Genomic DNA, 19,046 nt, shown 5'->3' with positions numbered 1-19,046 from the left:
GGACCGGACCGCGCGAGGGGCGCCGATCGGACGCACCTTGGCCACCGCGACGAGGGGCCACGGCCGCACTGCGACGAGGGACCACGGCCGCATTGCGACGAGGGGCCACGGCACCGCGCGGGCGGCGCTGACCGTGCGGTGCCGCCCGACCCGGGCGGGTCGGGCGGCACCCGTCGGTGGTTACGGGGTCAGGGGCGGGCGTCGCCGCCCTCGGTGTCGTCCGGGCGCTGCTCCGGCTCGCCCGGGGCCTTCTCCTCCGGGCCGCCCGGCGCGCTGAAGTCGAAGCTCTCCAGCTCGCTGAGGTCGAACTGGGCCATCGCGAAGGCCACCGGGTCGGCGAAGTCGGCGTCCGAGGGAAGCAGGTCGGGGTGGCCCCAGAGGGCGTCCCGGCCGGCGATGCCCCGGTGCTCGGTGAGTGCCGCCCAGAGCGCCGCCGCCTCGCGCAGCCGGCGCGGGCGCAGTTCCAGGCCGACGAGGGCCGCGAAGGTCTGCTCGGCCGGGCCACCGGCCGCCCGGCGCCGCCGGAACGCCTCGCCCAGGCTGACCACGCTGGGCAGCCGGCCGCCGGCCGCGCTGTCCACCACGTGGCAGACCCAGCCCTCCACCAGGGCCAGGGCGGTCTCCAGCCGGGCCAGGGACGCCTTCTGCGCCGGGCTGTCCTCCGGGGTGAAGATGCCCTCCAGCGCGATCGCCTGCATCGACTCCGGGTCGGTCGGGTCGACCCGCCCCATCGCCTCCTCGATCGCCTCCCGGTTGACCCGGATGCCCGCGGCGTACATCTCCACGGCGCTGAGCACGTGCCCGCGCAGCCACGGCACGTGCTGGAAGAGCCGCTGGTGGGCGGCCTCGCGCAGGGCCACGTAGAGGCGGACCTCGTCCTCCGGCAGCTCCAGGCCCTCGCCGTACGCCCGGATGTTGGCGGGGATCAGCGCGGCCGTGCCGGCCGGGCCGAGCGGCAGCCCGATGTCGCCGGCGGAGAGCACCTCCGCGGCGAGCGAGCCGAGCGCCTGGCCGAGCTGGCCGCCGAAGAGCGCGCCGCCGAGGGTGGCGACCATGGACTGCATCGGGCCGAGCTGGGCGCGCGCCTCCGGCGGCACCAGGTCGCCCATCGCGCCGACCATCCGGCTGGCCACCGGGTCGCAGAGCTTGCGCCAGACGTCGAGGGTCTTGAAGATCCACTCGTTGCGGTTCCAGGCCACCGAGGTCTGGATGCCCGAGGGCAGGGCGGACGCCGGCTCCAGCCAGAGGTCGGCGAGCCGCAGCGCCTCCTCCACCGCGTTGCGCTCGTAGGGCGAGACCGCCGGGTCACCGGCGGCGGCGAGCTGGCTGGCGGCCACCTGCCGGGCCAGGTCCCAGTTGACCGGCCCGCTGCCCGACGCGGAGAGCAGGTGCTGCAACTGCGACATGAACTGCTGCATCTGCGCGGGATCGTTGGGGTCTGGTGGTTGCCCACCCGGGAGCGCGAAACCGAACGGAATATCAGGCACGACGTCTACGGTACGCGCGCCGCGCCCCAGGTCGCCGCCGCTGGCGTTCCGCTGAGGGCGAAGTCGTGGTTCGCCCGCCGGGGCGTCCCACCCCGGTCGGTACGCTCTGCCGCATGAGACGTCGTGGCGTGACCGTCCTGCTCGGTGCTCTGCTCACCACCCTGCTCAGCATCGGCGTGCTCGGCGCGCCCATCCCGTACGTGGTGCTCGGCCCCGGGCCGACCGTGAACACGCTGGGCAAGGAGAACGGCAAGGAGGTCATCCAGATCAGCGGCCGGGAGACCTCCACGTCCGCCGGGCAGCTCCGGTTGACCACGGTCGGGGTGCAGCCCACGGTCAAGCTGCGCTCGGCGATCCAGGGCTGGTTCTCCGACGACGAGGCGGTCGTGCCGCGCGAGCTGGTCTACCCGCCCGGGGAGAGCCGCGAGGAGGTCGACGAGCGCAACGCCGAGGACTTCAAGGTCTCGCAGACCAGCGCGGAGACCGCGGCGCTGAGCGAGCTGGGGTACCCGGTCCAGGTGGTGGTCAAGACCGTGGCCGCCGACGGCCCGGCCGCCGGCGTGCTCAAGCCCGGCGACGTGGTGACCTCGGTGGACGGGCAGCCGGTGCCGCTTGCCGCCCGGCTCACCGAGCTGGTCCGGGCCAAGCCCGCCGGGACCGCGCTGGAGATCGGCTACACCCGGGGCGGCGCCGCCGCCACGGCGAAGGTGACCAGTCGGGAGCAGGACGGCCGGCCCCGCATCGGCATCGAGATCGAGCAGCAGCAGCCGCACCCGTTCACCCTCAACATCGACCTGGAGGACATCGGCGGGCCGAGCGCCGGCCTGATGTTCGCCCTCGGCATCGTGGACAAGCTGACCCCGGAGGACCTGACCGGCGGGAAGATCATCGCCGGCACCGGCACCATCGACGACGCCGGGCGGGTCGGTCCCATCGGCGGCATCGCGCAGAAGCTGGTGGGCGCGAAGGAGGCCGGCGCGGTGGCGTTCCTGGTGCCGGCGGACAACTGCGCCGAGGCCGTCCGCAACCCGCAGCCCGGGCTGCCGCTGCTGCGGGTCGGCTCGCTGGACGAGGCGCTGACCGCCCTGGAGACGCTGCGCGCCGGCGGACAGCCGACCCGCTGCTGACCGCCGCACGCGGCCGGTTCCGCCGCCGCCGCCGACCCCGTCGCGTCGGGGAGCGCGCGCCGATCAGGTGCGCACCCGGTCGCCGCGACGAGCGCCGTCGGCCGGCGCGGGGCGGCTCCGCGTGGTCGCCACGTGACCTTGGACCGACACGTTCAGGAACACCCCGTACTCTGGGTGCCTGGTCGGAGCCGATCACATCGAGCGTGCGGAGCCAACAGTGGTCATGCGTAGCAGCAGCCCCCTGCCGAGGATGAGCCGACGCGGACGCGTCACGATCGGTGTGCTGGTCGGGGTGTTCGTGCTCTTCACCCTGCTCGGCTGGGGTGTCCAGGCGTGGACGGACTGGCTGTGGTTCGACGAGGTCCGCTACACGCAGGTCTTCACCGGCGTGCTGGCGACCCGGTTGCTGCTCTTCCTCGCCGTCGGCCTCGGCATGGCCGTGATCGTCGGCGGGAACCTCTGGCTGGCCCACCGGCTGCGCCCCCGGATGCGGCCGCACTCGCCGGAGCAGGCCACCCTCGAGCGCTACCGGATGCTGCTGAGCCCCCGGCTCGGCCTGTGGATCGCGCTGGTCGCCGGCGTGGTCGGCCTCTTCGCCGGGCTGTCGGCGCAGAGCCGGTGGAACCAGTGGCTGCTCTTCCGCAACGGCGGGGACTTCGGCGTCGAGGACCCGGAGTTCGGGGTGGACATCGGCTTCTACGTCTTCCAGTTGCCGTTCTGGCGCTACCTGCTCGGGGTCGGCTTCACCGCGGTGGTGCTGTCCGTGGTCGGCGCGCTGGCCGTGCACTACATCTTCGGCGGCGTCCGGCTCCAGGGCGTCGGCGACCGGATGACCAACGCCGCCCGGGCCCACCTGAGCACGCTGGTCGCGGTCTTCGTCCTGCTCAAGGCCATCGCGTACGTGCTGGACCGGCGGGCGATGCTGCTGGAGTACAACGACGGCGCCAACGTCTACGGCGCCGGCTACGCCGACGTCAACGCGCTGCTGCCGGCCAAGGAGATCCTCGCGTACATCTCCATCGTGGTGGCCATCGCGATCATCGTCTTCTCCAACGCGTGGATGCGGAACCTGGTCTGGCCCGGCATCTCGCTCGCCCTGCTCGGCGTCTCCGCGGTCGCCATCGGCGGCATCTACCCCTGGGCGGTGCAGACCTTCGAGGTCAAGCCGAGCGCCAAGGAGAAGGAGGCGCCCTACATCGATCGCAGCATCAAGGCCACCCGGGCGGCGTTCGGGCTGGAGTCGGTGACCACCACGCCGTACGCGGCGAACAACCTGACCCCGCCGGCGAGCCTGGCCACGGACACCTCCGTGGTGCCGAACATCCGGCTGCTCGACCCGCAACTGGTCTCGGAGACCTACACCCAGCGCCAGCAGGTCCGGCAGTTCTACGACTTCGGCGAGAAGCTGGACGTCGACCGGTACGCGGTCAACGGCAAGGTGCAGGACTACGTGGTCGGCCTCCGCGAGGTCAACTACCGGCAGCTCACCCCCCAGCAGAACACCTGGATCAACCGGCACACCGTCTACACCCACGGCTACGGCCTCGTGGCGGCGCCGGGCAGCCGGGTGGTCTGCGGCGGCCAGCCGTTCTTCGTCTCCGGCTTCCTCGGCGACCCCCAGGAACAGCAGAAGCAGCAACAGGGCCAGGCGCAGACGAACGAGCAGTGCGCCGCGCAGACCGAGCAGATCCCGGCGAAGCAGCCCCGGATCTACTACGGCGAGCGGATGGACGAGGGCGACTACGCGATCGTCGGCCAGACCGACCCGGAGCGGAAGGCGGAGTTCGACCGCCCCGTCGGCGAGGGTGGCGAGTCCTACACCTACACCGGTGAGGGCGGCGTCGAGATCGGCTCGTTCACCCGCCGGCTGCTCTACGCGATCAAGGAGCAGGAGTCGAACTTCCTGCTCTCCGACGCGGTCAACGACAACTCGAAGCTGCTCTACGTGCGCAACCCGCGCGACCGGGTGGAGAAGGTCGCCCCGTTCCTGACCCTGGACGGCGACCCGTACCCGGCGGTGGTGGACGGCCGGATCCAGTGGATCATCGACGGCTACACCACGGCGGCGACCTACCCGTACGCCGAGCGGATCAACCTCCAGGAGCAGACGGCCGACGAGCTGACGGGGCGGGGCACGTTCCAGCTCGCCCGGGAGAACGTCAACTACATCCGCAACTCGGTCAAGGCCACCGTCGACGCGTACGACGGCACCGTCCGGCTCTACGAGTTCGACGAGACCGACCCGGTGCTCAAGGCGTGGAACAAGGCGTTCGGCGGCGACCTGGTGGTGCCGAAGTCGGAGACCCCGGTGGAACTGGCCGAGCACTTCCGCTACCCGTCCGACCTGTTCAAGGTGCAGCGCAACCTGCTGACCCGGTTCCACGTGACCGACCCCGGCGACTTCTACTCGGCGCAGGACTTCTGGCAGGTGCCGAACGTGCCGGACGCCCCCGACACCGGCCAGAAGCAGCCGCCGTACTACCTGTTCACGCAGTTCCCCGGCCAGGAGTCGCCACGCTTCCAGCTCACCTCGGCGGTCACCCCGAACGGCCGGGAGAACCTCGCCGCGCTGATCTCCGGGTCGTACGTGGACGGGCAGCCGAAGCTCGAGGTGCTCGACCTGCCCGACCAGACCCGGGTCTCCGGGCCGGTACAGGTGCACCAGTCGATGACCCAGAACGGCAACATCCGGCAGCAGCTCAACCTGCTCCAGTCCGCGCAGGCGCAGGTGCAGTACGGCAACCTGCTCTCCCTGCCGTTCGGCGACGGCATGCTCTACGTCGAGCCGGTCTACGTGAAGACCGCCGCGCAGAACGCGCCGCCGCTGTTGCAGCGGGTGCTGATGTCCTACGGCGACGGCGGCTCCTACGTGGTGCTGGCCAACAGCGTCGCCGACGGCATCAAGCAGCTCGTCGAGCAGGGCAAGCAGGCCGCCACCCCGGGCGCGCCGCCACCGACCGGCGGCACCCCGCCGGGCGGCACCCCGCCCGCGCTGACCGGTGAGTTGGCCGAGGCGGCCGACCGGGTCCAGACCGCCATCACGGAGGTCCGGGCCGCGCAGGCGTCCGGCGACTTCGAGCGGTACGGGCGCGCGCTGAAGGCGCTGGACGAGGCGCTCACCGCCTTCCAGCAGGCCCAGCGGGCGGCGACCGCCCCGACGCCCGGTGCCACGCCCAGCGGCAGCCCGCCGGCGTCCCCGGCGGCCAGCGGCAGCGCCGCACCGACACCGACGCCGAGCGGCTGACCAGGCAATCCGCCGCAGCGCCCCCGGCCCGCGGACCGATCCGGTCCCCGGCGCCGGGGGCGCTGTCGCTTTCCCGACCGGCGGCCGGACCCCCGCAACCCGCCCCCTCCTGACGCCGTCTTCCCTGCAAGAGGCGGGAACGGCCGGGGGAGCGTGGTCGGGAGATGAGGGACGCAACAAGCTTCGACGAGTTCTACCGGAGCACCTCGCGGCGGATGCTGCGCTACGGCTACGCCGTGGTGGGCGACCACACCGAGGCGCAGGACCTCGTGCAGGAGGCGTACGCCCGGGCCTGGCGGCAGTGGGGCCGGCTGACCACCCACCCGGCGCCGGAGGCCTGGCTGCGGCTCGTGGTCGCGCGGCTGGCCACCGACCGGTGGCGCCGGCTGCGCGGCTGGCGCGCGATGCTGAGCCGTACGGGGCCGCCGGAGCAGGTGCCGCCGCCGGGCGAGGAGGGCGTGCTGCTGGTGGGCGCGCTGCGCCAACTGCCGGCCGCCCAGCGGCAGGCGCTCGCCCTGCACTACCTCTTCGACATGTCGGTGCAGGACATCGCCCGGGAGACGCAGGTGCCCACCGGCACCGTGAAGTCCTGGTTGGCGCGGGGGCGGGCCCGGCTGGCCACGCTGCTGCCCGACCTGTCCGTCGAGGATCTGGAGGCGAACGATGTCGCGTGAACTGTCCGATCTCTACCGGTCGCTCGCCGGGGACGCCGACGGCCGCACCCTGGCCGCCCCTCAGCAGGTGCGACGGCGCGCGGACCGGCGGGCCCGGGTCCGGATCACCGGTGCCGCGCTCGCGACGGCACTGCTGGTCGGTGGGCTGGCGACCGGCACCCGGCTGGTGCTGGCCGGGGACGCCACCCCCCTCCCGCCGCCCGCCGGCACCCCGGCACCGCCGGCGCCCACTCCGTCGTCGGCGGCGACGGGCACGCCGACCGGCGCGCCGTCGGTGACGGGCACGCCGACCGGCGCGCCGTCGGTGACGGGCACGCCCCCGACGAGGGGCACGCCCGCGACGACGCCGGGGAGCACCGGCGCCGCGCCGCCGCGTACGCCCACCTCGGTCCCGGACCGGGCCTTCTTCGTCCAGGCGGCCGCGAACCGGACGGGCATCGACCCGGTCTTCCGCGACACCGCGGCGCTGCCGGGGCTCTGCGACGCCCAGTACGGCAGCGACGCCGGGATCGTGCAGCGCCGCACCCGGAACCTCGCCTACAAGCTGCCCCAGACCCCGCAGGGGTACGTCCCCGACGGCAGCTACGCGCACAGCGTCACCGTCTACCGTCCGGGCCGGGCCGACGACTTCCTGCGCGAGCTGCGGGCGGCGGTGCGAGCCTGCCCCGAGCAGCCGGGCGTGAGCGGCGGCAACCCGTCGACGTCCCGGGTGCGGCTGCTGGCCGACGGCGGATTCGGCGACGACTCGGTGCTGTTCGAGATCCGGACGCCGGGTCGGGACGTCGAGGGCGAGCCGACGGGCGGCGAGGAGGTCCGGCTGATCCGGGCGATCCGGGTAGGGGACGTGGTGACCGTGCTCTGGGAGCAGGGCTGGGAGGGCACCTCCGCCGAGCGGTCCCAGGTCGACGCCGACAGCCGGCGGGCGGTCGACGCGATCGAGGACTGGCTGGGTTGAGCCGTACGGCGGTCCGGGCGGCGGCGCGCGGCCCGGACCGCCCCGCTCGGGGGTCGTTTTGCGGTGGCCGGGGGTGGTGAGATACGGTGTACGAGCCGACGCGGGGTGGAGCAGCTCGGTAGCTCGCTGGGCTCATAACCCAGAGGTCGCAGGTTCAAATCCTGTCCCCGCTACCACGTCGGAACGGCCCCGAGGGTGATCCTCGGGGCCGTTCCGCGTTTTCGGCAGGAACCGGGCTCCGGGCCGTGCCGCCGGCGGCGTACGCGACCCGGAAATCCCAGCCAGTCCCGGGCCCCGGGTCACGCGTCCCGGCTGTCTCGGTGGCGCGGCCCGGGAAGGAATCCGGGCGGGATCGGGGGCCCGCTGATCATCGGGGCGAGGGATGCGATAGAGTTAACGAGCCGACGCGGGGTGGAGCAGCTCGGTAGCTCGCTGGGCTCATAACCCAGAGGTCGCAGGTTCAAATCCTGTCCCCGCTACTCTCGCGGAAGACCCCGGAGATTATCTCCGGGGTCTTCCGGCGTTTCCGGGGTCTTTCGGCGTCTCCGGGCCCGACCGCGCCGGTCCGGATCCTGCGGTCGGGTTGCCCGCCGACTGCCGTGCCAGGGTTGCGGTTGTCGGCGAGGATGTCAGCATGTCTTCCTTCGGTAAGTGGTGGGGCCGGCTCAGCGCGGTCCTCGGTGCCGTCGTGCTGTCGGTGTTCGTGCCCGTCGCGGCCTGGGCGTCCACCGGCACGGGTGAGCTGGTGGTGGAGGCCGCGCGGCGACGCCGCAGTGGCGGCTTCGGCTTCCTCAGCCTGCTCTGCTGCCTCGTCGTGGTCGCCGTGATCGTCTTCCTGGTGCTGCGGATGATGCGCAACCGGCGCGGCGGCCCGCCGCGCTGAGCCGGCGGGTCGGCGCCTGCCGGACGGCCGCTATCCGGCCAGGGCGGCTTCCGCCCTGGCCATGAAGCGCGACGTCGCCGCCCGGCTGCCGGCCGCCCCGCTGCGGATGCTCTCGGCGGCCTCCAGCAGCAGCGCGCGCACCCGGGGATGGCCCTGCGGTGGCGGGCTGGGCGCCGGTCCCAACCGGTCGTCCAGCGCGGTGCCGAACGCCGCCGCGCGCTTCTGCGCCGGGTCGGTGATGCTGCCCTCCACGTAGCGGCGGACGGCGAGGCTGGGGCTGAGCCCCCGTTCGTGACCGAGCACCGCGCCCACCTCGCCGTTGCCGGTCAGGAAGTTGATCACGTCCGCCACCACGGCGGGCTGCCGCGTGCCGCGGAAGCCCGCCCAGAACATCGACGCCCGCGCCCACTGCGCCTCCGGCGGGCCGGGCAGGGCGGCCAGGCCGAGCTCGGCGCCGGTGAGCCGCTGGAGCTCCGGAAGCTGGTGCGACCAGGCGAAGGAGGTGGCCGCGGCGCCGGTGACCACCAGTTGCCGGGCCGGTTCGCCGCTGTCGGCCTGCTCGACCAGGGCGGCACTCGGGGTGGCCCGGTCGGACCGGGCGCGCCGCCACAGCTCGAACCACTCGACCAGCGCGTCGGCGTCGAAGCCGAGCTGCCGGCCCCGGTAGAACTCACCGCCCTGGCCGCGCAGCCAGTGCCAGAAGGCGCGATAGTCGCCGGAGGCGTCCATCGTGCCGGCCACCCGGCCCTCGCTGGCCAGGGTGACCCGCCGCGCCCAGGCGACGTACTCCGGCCAGGTCATCCCGTCGCCCGGCTCGGGCACGCCCAGCCGGCGCAGCAGCGTGCGGTTGTGGACCAGCGCGGCTGCGGTCTGCCCCGCCGCGACGCCCACCGTCCGCCCGTCGACCTGCCCGTAACGGACCAGGCCCGGCGGCAGGCTCCGCAGGTCCAGCCGGTGGTCGGCGACGTACCCGGTGAGGTCCAGGACGATCTCGCGGCGGGCGTACTCGGCGAGCATGCTGTCGTCGACCTGGATCAGGTCGGGCACGTTGCCGCCCGCGGCCTGGGTGGCCAGCCGGTCGTAGTAGCCGTCGACGCCCTGCCAGGTGATCCGGAAGCCGACGTGGGGGTTGCGGTCCGTGTAGAGCCGCAGCACCCGCTCGGTGAGCGCGGCCCGCTTCGGTCCGCCGTACCAGAAGACCGACAGCTCGACCGGGCCGCTCTCCGTCGGGGCCGCCTGCTCCGCGCTGCACCCGGTGAGCCCGCCGGTGGCGAGCACCGGCGCCCCCAGCAGCGCGGCGAGCACCCGCCGCCGGCCCGGGTCCGCCCCGTGACGGGGCAGCGGGGAGCGGACAGCGGGCACGGAGTCTCCTGGGACCGGATGGGCGGGGCGGCCGGATCATTCACGCAGGCGGTGCGGGAGGGTGTCAACGTCCGTCCGGCCACACCGCCGCACCCGCTGTCGTCGGCATCGATGCCGTCCGCCACCGCCGGAGGCCGTACGCAGGTCGCGTGGTGTACTAGGCCGCGTGGAACTTCTGCACTCGGGCAAGGTACGGGACGTCTACGCCGACGGCGACGACCTGATCCTGGTCGCCTCCGACCGCATCTCGATCTACGACGTGGTGCTGCCGACGCCGATCCCCGACAAGGGCAAGTTGCTCACCGCGCTGTCCCTGTGGTGGTTCGAGCAGCTCTCCGACCTGGTGCCGAACCACGTCATCTCCGCCACCGACGTGCCGGCCGAGTTCGCCGGCCGGGCGATCCGCTGCCGGCGGCTGGAGATGGTGCCCGTGGAGTGCGTCGCCCGGGGCTACCTGACCGGCGGCGGCCTCAAGGAGTACCAGCGCACCGGTGCCGTCTCCGGCGTGGAGCTGCCGCGCGGCCTGGTCGAGGCGTCCATCCTGCCCGAGCCGATCTTCACCCCGTCGACCAAGGCGCCGGTGGGGGAGCACGACGAGCCGATCACCTTCGCCGAGGTGGTGGACAAGGTCGGCGCCGAGACCGCCGAGCGGCTGCGCCGGATCACCATCGACCTCTACCGCCGGGGCGCCGAGCTGGCCGCCGACCGGGGCATCCTGGTCGCCGACACCAAGATCGAGCTGGGCTGGGCGCCGGACGGCACCCTGACAATCGGCGACGAGCTGCTCACCTCCGACTCGTCCCGGTTCTGGCCGGCCGAGTCGTACCAGCCGGGCCGGGCGCAGTTCTCCTACGACAAGCAGTACGTCCGGGACTGGGCCGTGGAGAGCGGCTGGGACAAGCAGGCCCCGGCGCCCGAGGTGCCGGCCGAGGTGGTCGAGGCGACCCGGGCCCGCTACGTCGACGTCTACGAGAAGCTCACCGGCAACCGCTGGGGCTGATTTCCCGACCGGTGCAGCACCTCGGCCACCCCACGGACTTTCCTGGGGTGGAGGTGCCATGCAGCCGACGTTCGAGGAGTTCGTGACCGCCCGCGGGGGAGCCCTGCTGCGGTTCGCGCTGATGCTCACCGGGGACCGGCACCAGGCCGAGGACCTGGTGCAGTCGGTGCTGGCCAAGGCGTACGTGCGGTGGGCGCGGGTGGCCGGGATGAGCCGGCCCGAGGCGTACCTCAAGCAGGTCCTGGTCAACGAGAACCTGCGCTGGTGGCGGCGGCTCTCCTCGCGCGAGTTGCCGGTCGCCGCCCCCGCGGACGGGGCGGCCGGCCCGGACGACGCCGGCAGCCACGCGGCGCGCGACGCCGCCTGGGCGCTGCTGCGCCGGCTGCCGCGCCGCCAGCGGGCGGTGCTGGTGCTGCGCTACTACGAGGACCTCTCCGACACCCAGATCGCCGAGGTCCTCGGCTGCGCCCCGGCCACCGTGCGGTCGCAGGCTGCCCGGGCCCTCGCCACGCTCCGGGCCACGGTGCCCACGATCGATCGGGAGGCGCTGCCATGAGCCGGTACGACGTCGAGACGCTGCTCCGGGACACCTTCCTCAGCCACGAGGCCGAGGCCGACGGGGGCGGGGCGGACCTGGCCGGGGCGGTACGGGCGCGGGTGGCCCGGCGGCGTCGCCGCACCCGGGTGGCCGGGACCGGGGCGGTAGCCGTGGCGGTGCTCGTCACCGTGGGGGTGGTTCCGGCGCTGACCGGCGACCGCCCGGCCCGGCCCCCGGCGGTCGACACGGCGGCGCAGGACCGGGCGGCGACCGCCGACTGGCGCTGGGAGAGTTCCCTCGGCGCGGAGATCCGGGTGCCGGCGCACTGGACGGTCAACGACTCCGGCTGCGGGATGACCGACGCGCCGAGCGTGGTGCGGGCCAAACACCTGGAGCGCGCTTGTGCGACTCCGGAGCCGGTGGACAAGGAGATCGCCGTCATCGACCAGTGGCCGATGGAACCGAGTCAGCCCGGCGGTGCCGGGTTCGTCCAGCGTGCGGTCGACGTGGGTGGGGTGCTCGCCGTGCGCGCGGAGGGGCGGCTGCCCGACGGGCGGTTCGCTGGCACCGTGACCGTGCCCGGGCAGCAGGTCGCGGTGACCGTGCGGACCCGGGACGAGGCCACCACCCGGCGGATCCTCGACAGCTTCCGACTGGTGGAGACCGACCACGCCGGTTGCTCCACCCGTCTCCTGCCGGTCGCCCCCGCGCCGCTACCCGGGCAGAAGTCGCCGGACCCGCCGACGGCGCAGACCTCGGAGGGGCAGAAGCGCACGCCCTTCGTGCCGAGCGATCCGTCCTCGATCTCCATCTGCTCCTACGGGTCGCTGGACCGGTACAGGGAGCGGCGCGACCGGCTCGACGCGTCGGCCCGGCTCACCGGTGCCGAGGCGGCGGCGCTCGCCGCCGCGCTGAACGCCGCCCGCCCCGGGGGAAACCCCGCGCCTCCCGGTCTGGCCTGCGCGAGGCCGGACCCGGTCGGCTACGAGGCCCTGCTCCTGGTGCGGCACCAGGGCGACGAGGTGCGGGTACGGGTCAACTGGAACGGCTGCACGCGGGGGCTGGACAACGGGGCGAGCCGGGCCCAACTGACCATGTCGCTGCTCGCGAGCATCATGCGGCCGGTGAAGACGGGCTACTCCCTCTCCCACGACCTGCCGAGGTGACCCGGCGGGGCGCCGAGACGAGCCCGGTCCGTGTCGTCAGTCGACCCAGTCGAGGGTGCGCTCGACGGCCTTGCGCCAGTTGCGCAACTCCCGTTCCCGGTGCGCGGGGTCCATGGTCGACTCCCACTGCGCGTCGGAGCGCCACTTGGCGCGCAGCGTCGCCAGGTCCGGCCAGAAACCGACCGCCAGGCCGGCCGCGTACGCGGCGCCGAGGCAGGTGGTCTCGGCGATCCGTGAGCGGACCACCGGCACGTCGAGCACGTCGGCGAGGAACTGCATCAGCAGCCCGTTGGCGGTCATGCCGCCGTCGACCCGGAGCCGGCGCAGCGCCACGTCGGAGTCGGCGTTCATCGCGTCGACCACCTCGCGGGTCTGCCAGGCCGACGCCTCCAGCACGGCCCGGGCCAGGTGCCCCTTGGTGATGTAGCCGGTCAGCCCGGCGATCACCCCGCGCGCGTCGCTGCGCCAGTGCGGGGCGAACAACCCGGAGAAGGCCGGTACGACGTAGCAGCCGCCGTTGTCGTCGACGGTGCCCGCCAGCTCCTCCACCTCACCGGCGGTGGAGATCAGCCCGAGGTTGTCCCGCAGCCACTGCACCAGCGAGCCGGTGACCGCGATCGCCCCCTCCAGCGCGTACGCGGCGGGCTGGCCGTCGATGCGGTAGGCGACCGTGGTGAGCAGGCCGTGGGCGGAGGGGACCGGGCTGGCGCCGGTGTTGAGCAGCAGGAAGCTGCCGGTGCCGTAGGTGCACTTCGCCTCGCCCGGCTGGAAACAGGTCTGCCCGAACAGGGCGGCCTGCTGGTCGCCGAGCGCGCTGGCCACCGGCACCCCGGCCAGCACCCCGGTCGCCTCCCCGTAGACCTCGGCGGAGCTGCGGATCTCCGGCAGCACGGCGGCCGGCACGCCCATCGCGTCGAGCAGCTCCGGGCTCCAGTCGAGGGTGGTCAGGTCCATCAGCATGGTGCGGCTGGCGTTGGTCACGTCGGTCACGTGCCGGCCGGTCAGCTTCCAGACCAGCCAGCTGTCCATCGTGCCGAAGAGCACCTCGCCGGCCTCGGCGCGCTCGCGCAGCCCGTCGACGTGGTCCAGCAGCCAGCGCAGCTTCGGCCCGGCGAAGTAGGTGGCCAGCGGCAGGCCGGTGCGGGAGCGGAACCACTCCTCGCCGTACGCCTGCGCCAGCTCGTGCAGCAGCGGCCCGGTGCGGGTGTCCTGCCAGACGATCGCGTTGGCCACCGGCCGCCCGGTGGCCCGGTCCCAGACGAGGGTGGTCTCCCGCTGGTTGGTGATGCCCACGGCGGCGAGCCCGGCGGCGTCGGTCCCGGCGGCCCGCAACGCCTCCCGGACCACCAGCTCCACGTTGTCCCAGATCTCCTCGGCGTCGTGCTCCACCCAGCCGGGTCGGGGGAAGACCTGCCGGTGCTCCCGCTGCGCCACGGAGACGATCTCCCCGGCCTGGTCGAAGACGATGCACCGCGAGGAGGTGGTGCCCTGGTCGATGGCGGCGACGTACTGGGGGGTCACGGCAGCACCGTACCCGGACCGGCCGCGCTCCGCCGACCGGCGCGGCCCCGATCGGGGCCCGGTCCGGGCGCCGTCCGTACGATGTGCGGACGTGCGCGACATCGCCGTTTTCAGTGGTACCGCCCATCCCGACCTCGCCGCCGAGATCTGTGCCCACCTCGGTGTGCCCCTGCACCCGGTGCGGGTGTCCCGGTTCGCCAACGACTGCCTGGAAGTGCAGTTGCAGGCCAACTGCCGGGAGCGCGACGTCTTCCTGATCCAGCCCCTGGTCCCGCCCGTGCAGGAGAACCTGGTCGAGCTGCTGCTCATGATCGACGCGGCCCGGGGCGCCTCCGCCGGCCGGATCACCGTGGTGCTGCCGCACTACGCGTACGCCCGGTCGGACAAGAAGGACGCGCCGCGCATCTCCATCGGCGGGCGGCTCGTGGCCGACCTGCTCACCTCGGCGGGGGCGGACCGGGTGCTGGCGATGACCCTGCACTCGCCCCAGGTGCACGGCTTCTTCAGCGTGCCGGTCGACCACCTGCACGCGCTGCGCGAGCTGGCCGCCCACTTCAGCCGCTACGACCTGAGCAACACGGTGGTGGTCTCGCCGGACCTGGGCAACGCCAAGGAGGCCGCGGCGTTCGCCCGCCGGCTCGGCACGCCGGTGGCGGCCGGTGCGAAGCAGCGGTTCAGCGACGACCGGGTCAAGATCAGCGCGGTGATCGGCGACGTGGCCGACCGGGACGTCATCGTGCTGGACGACGAGATCGCCAAGGGCAGCACGGTGATCGAGCTGATGGAGCACCTGCGCGAGCGGAAGGTCCGCTCGATCCGGCTGGCCTGCACGCACGGCCTCTTCTCCAGCGGCGCGCTCCAGCGGCTCAGCGAGCAGGAGGGCGTGCTGGAGATCGTCTGCACCAACACCGTGCCGATCCCGGCCGACAAGCGGGTGCCGAAGCTGGCCGTCCTCTCGGTGGCTCCGGCGCTCGCCGAGGCGGTGCGCCGCATCCACAACGGCGAGTCCGTCAGCGCCCTCTTCTCCTGACCCCTCGCCCGCTCCCGCCCCTGCCCTCCCCACGATCTTGCACTGGTGGCCCCGGCGAATCGGGCACGGCGCCCATTTCGAGGGCCGAAAGTGCAAGATCGCCGGGGTCGGGGGAGGGAGGGTCAGTCGCGGCGGTGGCGGCCGATGTGTTCGGGGGCGCCGACGGCGGCGCTGATCCGTACGGTCGTGCCGGCGGCGCCGGTCTCGACCTCCATGCTGTCGCTCAACTCCCGGGCCAACCAGAGGCCCCACCCGCCGGCGGTGTCCGGTGCGGGGCGGGCCCGGTCGCCGAGCCGCTGCGTGCTGATCCCCCCGCCGTGGTCGGCGACCTCGCAGACGACCAGCCCCGACTGCCGCCACAGTCGCAGCCAGCCCCGGCCCCCGCCGTGCCGGACCGCGTTCGTGATCAGCTCGTTGACCGCCAGCACGAAGTCGTCCAGGCGCTGGCCGGCCAGCCCGGCGGTGTGCGCGCAGGAAGTGACCGAGTGCCGCAACTCGGTCACCTGGGCCTGGTCGAAGGCCTCGGCGATCAGGAGGGAAGGTTCGATGGGCACAACCGTACGCGGTACCGGGGATTCTGCACTCGTCATGGCCCCGTCCCGACAGCGGATCACAGAACTTGTTGCGGAATTCCCACCGTACGCCAGCGCTTCCCGGCGTGCATCCGCCAGCCCGTCGGCCGCCACGCGGGCTGTGGCATCGTGACGACCGTGCCGACGCCGCCCAGTGGATTCGAGGTCCCGCTCTGGCGGGCCATCGCCGTGTTCCGGGTGGCCTCCCTGGCGTACGTCTGCGTGCTGGCGCTGCGGCACTTCGACCGGTACGCCCACCCCCTGGCGGCCGTCGGCGTGGTCCTGCTGATGGCGGCCTGGACCGGGGTGACCGCCGTCGGCTACGCCCGCCCGGCCCGGCGGGGCTGGCCGCTGCTCGCCGCGGACCTCGCGGTCGTGCTCGGCATCCTGCTGGTCAGCCCGTGGGTGGCCGGGCGTGCGGCGCTCGCCGCCGGGGTGCCGACCCTGGCGGTGGCCTGGCTGGCCGGCCCGGTGCTCGCCTGGGCCGTCTCCGGCGGGCGGCGCCGGGGCACGGTGGCCGCCCTGGCGGTCGGGGCGGCGGACCTCGTCACCCGCGAACGCATCGGCCAGTCCTCGCTCACCGGGGTGATCCTGCTGCTGCTCGCCGGGGTCGTCGTCGGGCACGTCGCCCGGCTGGCGGTGACCGCCGAGGAGCGGCTGCACCGGGCGGTGGAGCTGGAGGCGGCGACCCGGGAGCGGGAGCGGCTGGCCCGGGACATCCACGACGGCGTCCTCCAGGTGCTCGCCCTGGTGCAGCGGCGCGGCGCCCACCTGGACGGCGAGGCCGGCGAGCTGGCCCGGCTCGCGGGGGAGCAGGAGGCCGCGCTGCGCGCCCTGATCGCCGGCACGGCGCCGGCCGGCGCCGACACCGCCGGCGGGCCGGTGGACCTGCGGGCGCTGCTCGGCCGGTACGCGTCGGCGGCGGTCTCGCTGTCCGCGCCGGCCACCCCGGTGCCGCTGCCCGGGCCGGTGGCCCACGAGCTGGTGGCCGCGACCGCCGCCGCGCTGGACAACGTCGCCCGGCACGCGGACGGGCGGGCCTGGGTGCTGATCGAGGACGAGGGGGCGACGGTGACGGTCTCCGTCCGCGACGAGGGGCCGGGGTTTCCGGACGGCCGCCTGGCCGAGGCCGCCGCCGAGGGGCGGCTCGGCGTCGCGCGGTCCATCCGGGGCCGCCTCGCCGACCTCGGCGGCACGGTGCGGATCACCTCCGCGCCCGGTGCCGGTACCGAGGTGGAACTGACCGTCCCGAGGGGGAGCGACGGTGCGCGCGAGGAGTGAGCCGGTCTGCGGGCCCCGCGGGTCGCGAACGAAGATGGGCTCATGACGGGTGTGCGCGTGATGGTGGTCGACGACCACCCGATGTGGCGGGAAGGGGTGGCCCGGGACCTCACCGAGGCCGGCCACGTCGTCGTCGCCACCAGCGGCGAGGGCCGGCAGGCCGTCCGGGTGGCCGCCGCCGCCCGGCCCGACGTGGTCGTCCTCGACCTGCAACTGCCGGACGTCTCCGGGGTGGAGGTGATCCGCGGGCTGCGCGCCGCGCTGCCGGAGGTGCGGGTGCTGATGCTGTCGGCCAGCGGCGAGCAGCAGAGCGTGCTGGACGCGGTGAAGGCGGGCGCCACCGGCTACCTGGTGAAGTCGGCCGCCCCGGCCGAGTTCCTGGACGCCGTGCGCCGGACGGCGGCGGGGGAGCCGGTCTTCACACCCGGCCTGGCCGGCCTGGTCCTCGGCGAGTACCGCCGGCTGGCCGCCGCCCCGGCCGGGGCCGCCCCGACGGCGGGCCGGGACCCGGCGCCCCGGCTCACCGACCGGGAGACCGAGGTGCTGCGCCTGGTGGCCAAGGGGATGTCCTACAAGCAGATCGCCGACCGGCTCGGGCTGTCGCACCGTACGGTGCAGAACCACGTGCAGAACACGCTGGGCAAGCTCCAACTGCACAACCGGGTCGAGCTGACCCGGTACGCGATCGAGCGGGGCCTGGACGACTGAGGGCTGCCGGACCGCGCACTGGACGTGGTGGGTGAACGCTGGACGCTCCGACAGCCCTGCGCCGCCTCAGACCGAGTGCGGCGGGCGCGTCTCGTGGATGGCCAACTCCTCGGCGCTCGCCCCGCCGCCGGCCGACCCGGCGTCGTACGCGACCGAGTCGGTCTCCTGGTCGGTGTGCGCCCCCTCGTCCGGTTCGACGAGCCGGCCGACCTGGGCGTCGGCGGTGGTGCCGAGCCTGCCGTGGTCGTAGAGGGAGACCGGCGAGTCCGGGTCGGAGGTGGGCCCCGGGTCGATCACGTCCGCGTCGAGCTGGGCCTGCGCCGCGGCCTCCTCGCTGTCGGCCTCGGCGGCGATGTCCGGGTCGACGGGGCCGGCCAGCGGATCGTCGGCCGGGCGTTCACGCTGCTCCCGGTCGAGCTTGTAGTCCAGCGACTCGCCGTCGAGCTGCTCCTCGGCGGTGGTCCCGTACCGGTCCACCGCCACCGGCGTCCGGTCGGCGGGTAGCTGCGCCGGCTCCGGTCCGTCCGCCTCGCGCCCGGTCAGGACGTCGTCGTTGGCGGTCGAGTCGTCGTCGGCGGTGTCGGGCAGGCCCTCCGCCTCGGGGTCGGACACGGGGGTCGGGTACTGGTCGTCGCGCATGGCTGACCACTACCCACTGCCCTCCCGGCGTAACCGGTGCCGGGCGTGGCCATCCGGGCGGAAGCGTCGCCTTCCGGGACGGACGGGGAGGATCGGGGCGGCGGTCAGCCGCCGAGGCCGGCCTCGTCCGCGGCGTACAGGACGCACCAGACGACCTTGCCGTCCGGCACCCGGCTGCTGCCCCAGCGGCGGGCGACGGTGTCGATCAGCAGCAGGCCGCGCCCGCCGACGGTGTCCACCGGCGCCGGCCCGGCGAAGGCCGGCTGCCGCGACGAGTGGTCGCGCACGGCGAGGTGCAGGGTGTCGTCCCGGGGCGCCAGCCGCACCGTCATCGCGGTGTGCGCGTGGGCGACCACGTTGCCGACCAGCTCGGTGACCGCGATGCACCCCGGCTCGGCCAGCTCGTCCAGCCCCCAGCGGCGGCAGCCCTCGGTGACGAGGTGCCGGGCCTGCCGGGCGGCCTCCACGGCGGGTGGGAAGTCGGCGCTGACCACCGCGGCCATCGGCGCGGCGGCCAGCCCGGCCATCGCCCCCTCCAGGGTCGGCCAGGCCGGCGCGCCGTCGACGGTGGTGGTCGGGTCGCAGAGGAGCAGGTCGGCGGCGGGCCAGTCGAGGACCTCCCGGCGCACCTCCGCGAAGACGCCCCGGGCGGCCGGATCGGGCATCGCCAGGCCGGTCAGGTCGGCCACCACCGGGCCGGGCCGGGCGCAGAGCCGGGCGAGCAGCCCGGCGCGCACCGTGCCGACCTCAAGCCGGTCGAGGACGCCGGTCAGCCGGACCACCCCGGACGACTCGTCCGTCTCCACCCGGCAGCGCACGTCGGTCGGCATGATCGTCCCATTGTGCCCTTCCGGGGCGG

General features: G+C 74.2%; 17 protein-coding genes and 2 tRNA genes. 13 read left to right on the top strand and 6 right to left on the bottom strand.

Annotated elements, in window-relative coordinates; all coding sequences use genetic code 11:
* Nucleotides 1-188: 188 nt before the first annotated feature.
* Entirely contained in the window at nt 189-1,487 is a 1,299-nt protein-coding gene (locus tag ACZ6O2_RS22595; RefSeq protein WP_350703824.1) for a zinc-dependent metalloprotease, read from the bottom strand.
* A 113-nt stretch (nt 1,488-1,600) separates the two neighbouring features.
* Here ACZ6O2_RS22595 and ACZ6O2_RS22590 point away from each other — a divergent pair, with 113 nt between their 5' ends.
* The 7 genes from ACZ6O2_RS22590 (at nt 1,601) to ACZ6O2_RS22560 (ending at nt 8,370) form a co-directional block, all read left to right on the top strand.
* Nucleotides 1,601-2,614, top strand: a complete 1,014-nt coding sequence (locus ACZ6O2_RS22590) for a YlbL family protein (RefSeq protein WP_350703822.1) — start codon at nt 1,601-1,603, stop codon at nt 2,612-2,614.
* Between the two features lie 223 nt (nt 2,615-2,837).
* The gene (locus ACZ6O2_RS22585; RefSeq protein WP_466024156.1) at nt 2,838-5,858 is read left to right on the top strand and encodes a UPF0182 family membrane protein; all 3,021 of its coding nucleotides are present in this window, start codon (nt 2,838-2,840) and stop codon (nt 5,856-5,858) included.
* A gap of 164 nt (nt 5,859-6,022) precedes the next feature.
* On the top strand, nt 6,023-6,532 hold the full coding sequence (locus tag ACZ6O2_RS22580) for a SigE family RNA polymerase sigma factor (RefSeq protein WP_350703819.1): 510 nt from the start codon (nt 6,023-6,025) through the stop codon (nt 6,530-6,532).
* On the top strand, nt 6,522-7,487 hold the full coding sequence (locus tag ACZ6O2_RS22575) for a hypothetical protein (RefSeq protein ID WP_466024155.1): 966 nt from the start codon (nt 6,522-6,524) through the stop codon (nt 7,485-7,487). The genes ACZ6O2_RS22580 and ACZ6O2_RS22575 overlap by 11 nt, the downstream gene beginning before the upstream one ends.
* A gap of 99 nt (nt 7,488-7,586) precedes the next feature.
* A tRNA-Met gene (locus ACZ6O2_RS22570) sits at nt 7,587-7,663 on the top strand.
* Nucleotides 7,664-7,892: 229 nt separating this feature from the next.
* Nucleotides 7,893-7,966: transfer RNA gene (locus ACZ6O2_RS22565), tRNA-Met, on the top strand.
* A gap of 155 nt (nt 7,967-8,121) precedes the next feature.
* Nucleotides 8,122-8,370 carry a hypothetical protein gene (locus ACZ6O2_RS22560; RefSeq protein ID WP_350703815.1) on the top strand — a complete coding sequence of 83 codons (249 nt, stop codon included), beginning with the start codon at nt 8,122-8,124 and terminating at the stop codon, nt 8,368-8,370.
* A gap of 30 nt (nt 8,371-8,400) precedes the next feature.
* Here ACZ6O2_RS22560 and ACZ6O2_RS22555 read toward each other — a convergent pair whose 3' ends face one another.
* The gene (locus ACZ6O2_RS22555) at nt 8,401-9,732 is read right to left on the bottom strand and encodes an ABC transporter substrate-binding protein (protein WP_466024154.1); all 1,332 of its coding nucleotides are present in this window, start codon (nt 9,730-9,732) and stop codon (nt 8,401-8,403) included.
* A 166-nt stretch (nt 9,733-9,898) separates the two neighbouring features.
* On the opposite strand from ACZ6O2_RS22555, the gene ACZ6O2_RS22550 reads away from it, so the two are divergent.
* From ACZ6O2_RS22550 to ACZ6O2_RS22540, 3 genes are read left to right on the top strand one after another with little or no spacing between them, the layout of a single operon-like run.
* A complete protein-coding gene (locus tag ACZ6O2_RS22550; protein ID WP_350703811.1) occupies nt 9,899-10,732 on the top strand; it encodes a phosphoribosylaminoimidazolesuccinocarboxamide synthase in 834 nt (277 codons plus the stop codon).
* 58 nt (nt 10,733-10,790) lie between these two features.
* Nucleotides 10,791-11,288, top strand: a complete 498-nt coding sequence (locus ACZ6O2_RS22545; protein WP_350703809.1) for a SigE family RNA polymerase sigma factor — start codon at nt 10,791-10,793, stop codon at nt 11,286-11,288.
* Nucleotides 11,285-12,436, top strand: a complete 1,152-nt coding sequence (locus tag ACZ6O2_RS22540; RefSeq protein WP_466024153.1) for a hypothetical protein — start codon at nt 11,285-11,287, stop codon at nt 12,434-12,436. Before ACZ6O2_RS22545 ends, ACZ6O2_RS22540 begins: the two co-directional genes overlap by 4 nt.
* Before the next feature lie 36 nt (nt 12,437-12,472).
* Here ACZ6O2_RS22540 and glpK read toward each other — a convergent pair whose 3' ends face one another.
* Complete coding sequence (gene glpK / locus ACZ6O2_RS22535) at nt 12,473-13,957, bottom strand: glycerol kinase GlpK (RefSeq protein ID WP_466024152.1); 1,485 nt, start codon at nt 13,955-13,957, stop codon at nt 12,473-12,475.
* Nucleotides 13,958-14,048: 91 nt separating this feature from the next.
* On the opposite strand from glpK, the gene ACZ6O2_RS22530 reads away from it, so the two are divergent.
* The gene (locus ACZ6O2_RS22530) at nt 14,049-14,987 is read left to right on the top strand and encodes a ribose-phosphate diphosphokinase (RefSeq protein ID WP_350703803.1); all 939 of its coding nucleotides are present in this window, start codon (nt 14,049-14,051) and stop codon (nt 14,985-14,987) included.
* Between the two features lie 122 nt (nt 14,988-15,109).
* Here the strand turns inward: ACZ6O2_RS22530 and ACZ6O2_RS22525 are convergent, their stop codons facing one another.
* Complete coding sequence (locus ACZ6O2_RS22525) at nt 15,110-15,577, bottom strand: ATP-binding protein (RefSeq protein WP_466024151.1); 468 nt, start codon at nt 15,575-15,577, stop codon at nt 15,110-15,112.
* Between the two features lie 120 nt (nt 15,578-15,697).
* Between ACZ6O2_RS22525 and macS the strand changes: the two genes are divergently transcribed.
* Nucleotides 15,698-16,840 carry a MacS family sensor histidine kinase gene (gene macS / locus ACZ6O2_RS22520; protein WP_466024150.1) on the top strand — a complete coding sequence of 381 codons (1,143 nt, stop codon included), beginning with the start codon at nt 15,698-15,700 and terminating at the stop codon, nt 16,838-16,840.
* 42 nt (nt 16,841-16,882) lie between these two features.
* A complete protein-coding gene (locus ACZ6O2_RS22515) occupies nt 16,883-17,548 on the top strand; it encodes a response regulator transcription factor (protein WP_350703797.1) in 666 nt (221 codons plus the stop codon).
* A gap of 66 nt (nt 17,549-17,614) precedes the next feature.
* On the opposite strand, the gene ACZ6O2_RS22510 is transcribed toward ACZ6O2_RS22515, so the two are convergent.
* Nucleotides 17,615-18,187 carry a DUF5709 domain-containing protein gene (locus ACZ6O2_RS22510; RefSeq protein ID WP_350703796.1) on the bottom strand — a complete coding sequence of 191 codons (573 nt, stop codon included), beginning with the start codon at nt 18,185-18,187 and terminating at the stop codon, nt 17,615-17,617.
* A 104-nt stretch (nt 18,188-18,291) separates the two neighbouring features.
* Nucleotides 18,292-19,017 (bottom strand): ATP-binding protein, encoded by a 726-nt coding sequence (locus ACZ6O2_RS22505; RefSeq protein WP_350703794.1) that lies wholly within the window; start codon nt 19,015-19,017, stop codon nt 18,292-18,294.
* Nucleotides 19,018-19,046 lie beyond the last annotated feature (29 nt).

It is taken from the genome of Micromonospora sp. NPDC048040 (assembly GCF_055587185.1).
This window is presented reverse-complemented; position numbering and strand designations above follow the sequence as displayed.

Excerpts from the sequence above, each read along its gene's own strand:
- ACZ6O2_RS22590 (WP_350703822.1), top strand. The coding sequence starts at position 1,601 with ATGAGACGTCGTGGCGTGACCGTCCTGCTCGGTGCTCTGCTCACCACC.
- ACZ6O2_RS22585 (WP_466024156.1), top strand. The coding sequence starts at position 2,838 with ATGCGTAGCAGCAGCCCCCTGCCGAGGATGAGCCGACGCGGACGCGTC.
- ACZ6O2_RS22580 (WP_350703819.1), top strand. The coding sequence starts at position 6,023 with ATGAGGGACGCAACAAGCTTCGACGAGTTCTACCGGAGCACCTCGCGG.
- ACZ6O2_RS22575 (WP_466024155.1), top strand. The coding sequence starts at position 6,522 with ATGTCGCGTGAACTGTCCGATCTCTACCGGTCGCTCGCCGGGGACGCC.
- ACZ6O2_RS22560 (WP_350703815.1), top strand. The coding sequence starts at position 8,122 with ATGTCTTCCTTCGGTAAGTGGTGGGGCCGGCTCAGCGCGGTCCTCGGT.
- ACZ6O2_RS22545 (WP_350703809.1), top strand. The coding sequence starts at position 10,791 with ATGCAGCCGACGTTCGAGGAGTTCGTGACCGCCCGCGGGGGAGCCCTG.
- ACZ6O2_RS22540 (WP_466024153.1), top strand. The coding sequence starts at position 11,285 with ATGAGCCGGTACGACGTCGAGACGCTGCTCCGGGACACCTTCCTCAGC.
- ACZ6O2_RS22525 (WP_466024151.1), bottom strand. The coding sequence starts at position 15,577 with ATGACGAGTGCAGAATCCCCGGTACCGCGTACGGTTGTGCCCATCGAA.
- ACZ6O2_RS22515 (WP_350703797.1), top strand. The coding sequence starts at position 16,883 with ATGACGGGTGTGCGCGTGATGGTGGTCGACGACCACCCGATGTGGCGG.
- ACZ6O2_RS22510 (WP_350703796.1), bottom strand. The coding sequence starts at position 18,187 with ATGCGCGACGACCAGTACCCGACCCCCGTGTCCGACCCCGAGGCGGAG.
- ACZ6O2_RS22505 (WP_350703794.1), bottom strand. The coding sequence starts at position 19,017 with ATGCCGACCGACGTGCGCTGCCGGGTGGAGACGGACGAGTCGTCCGGG.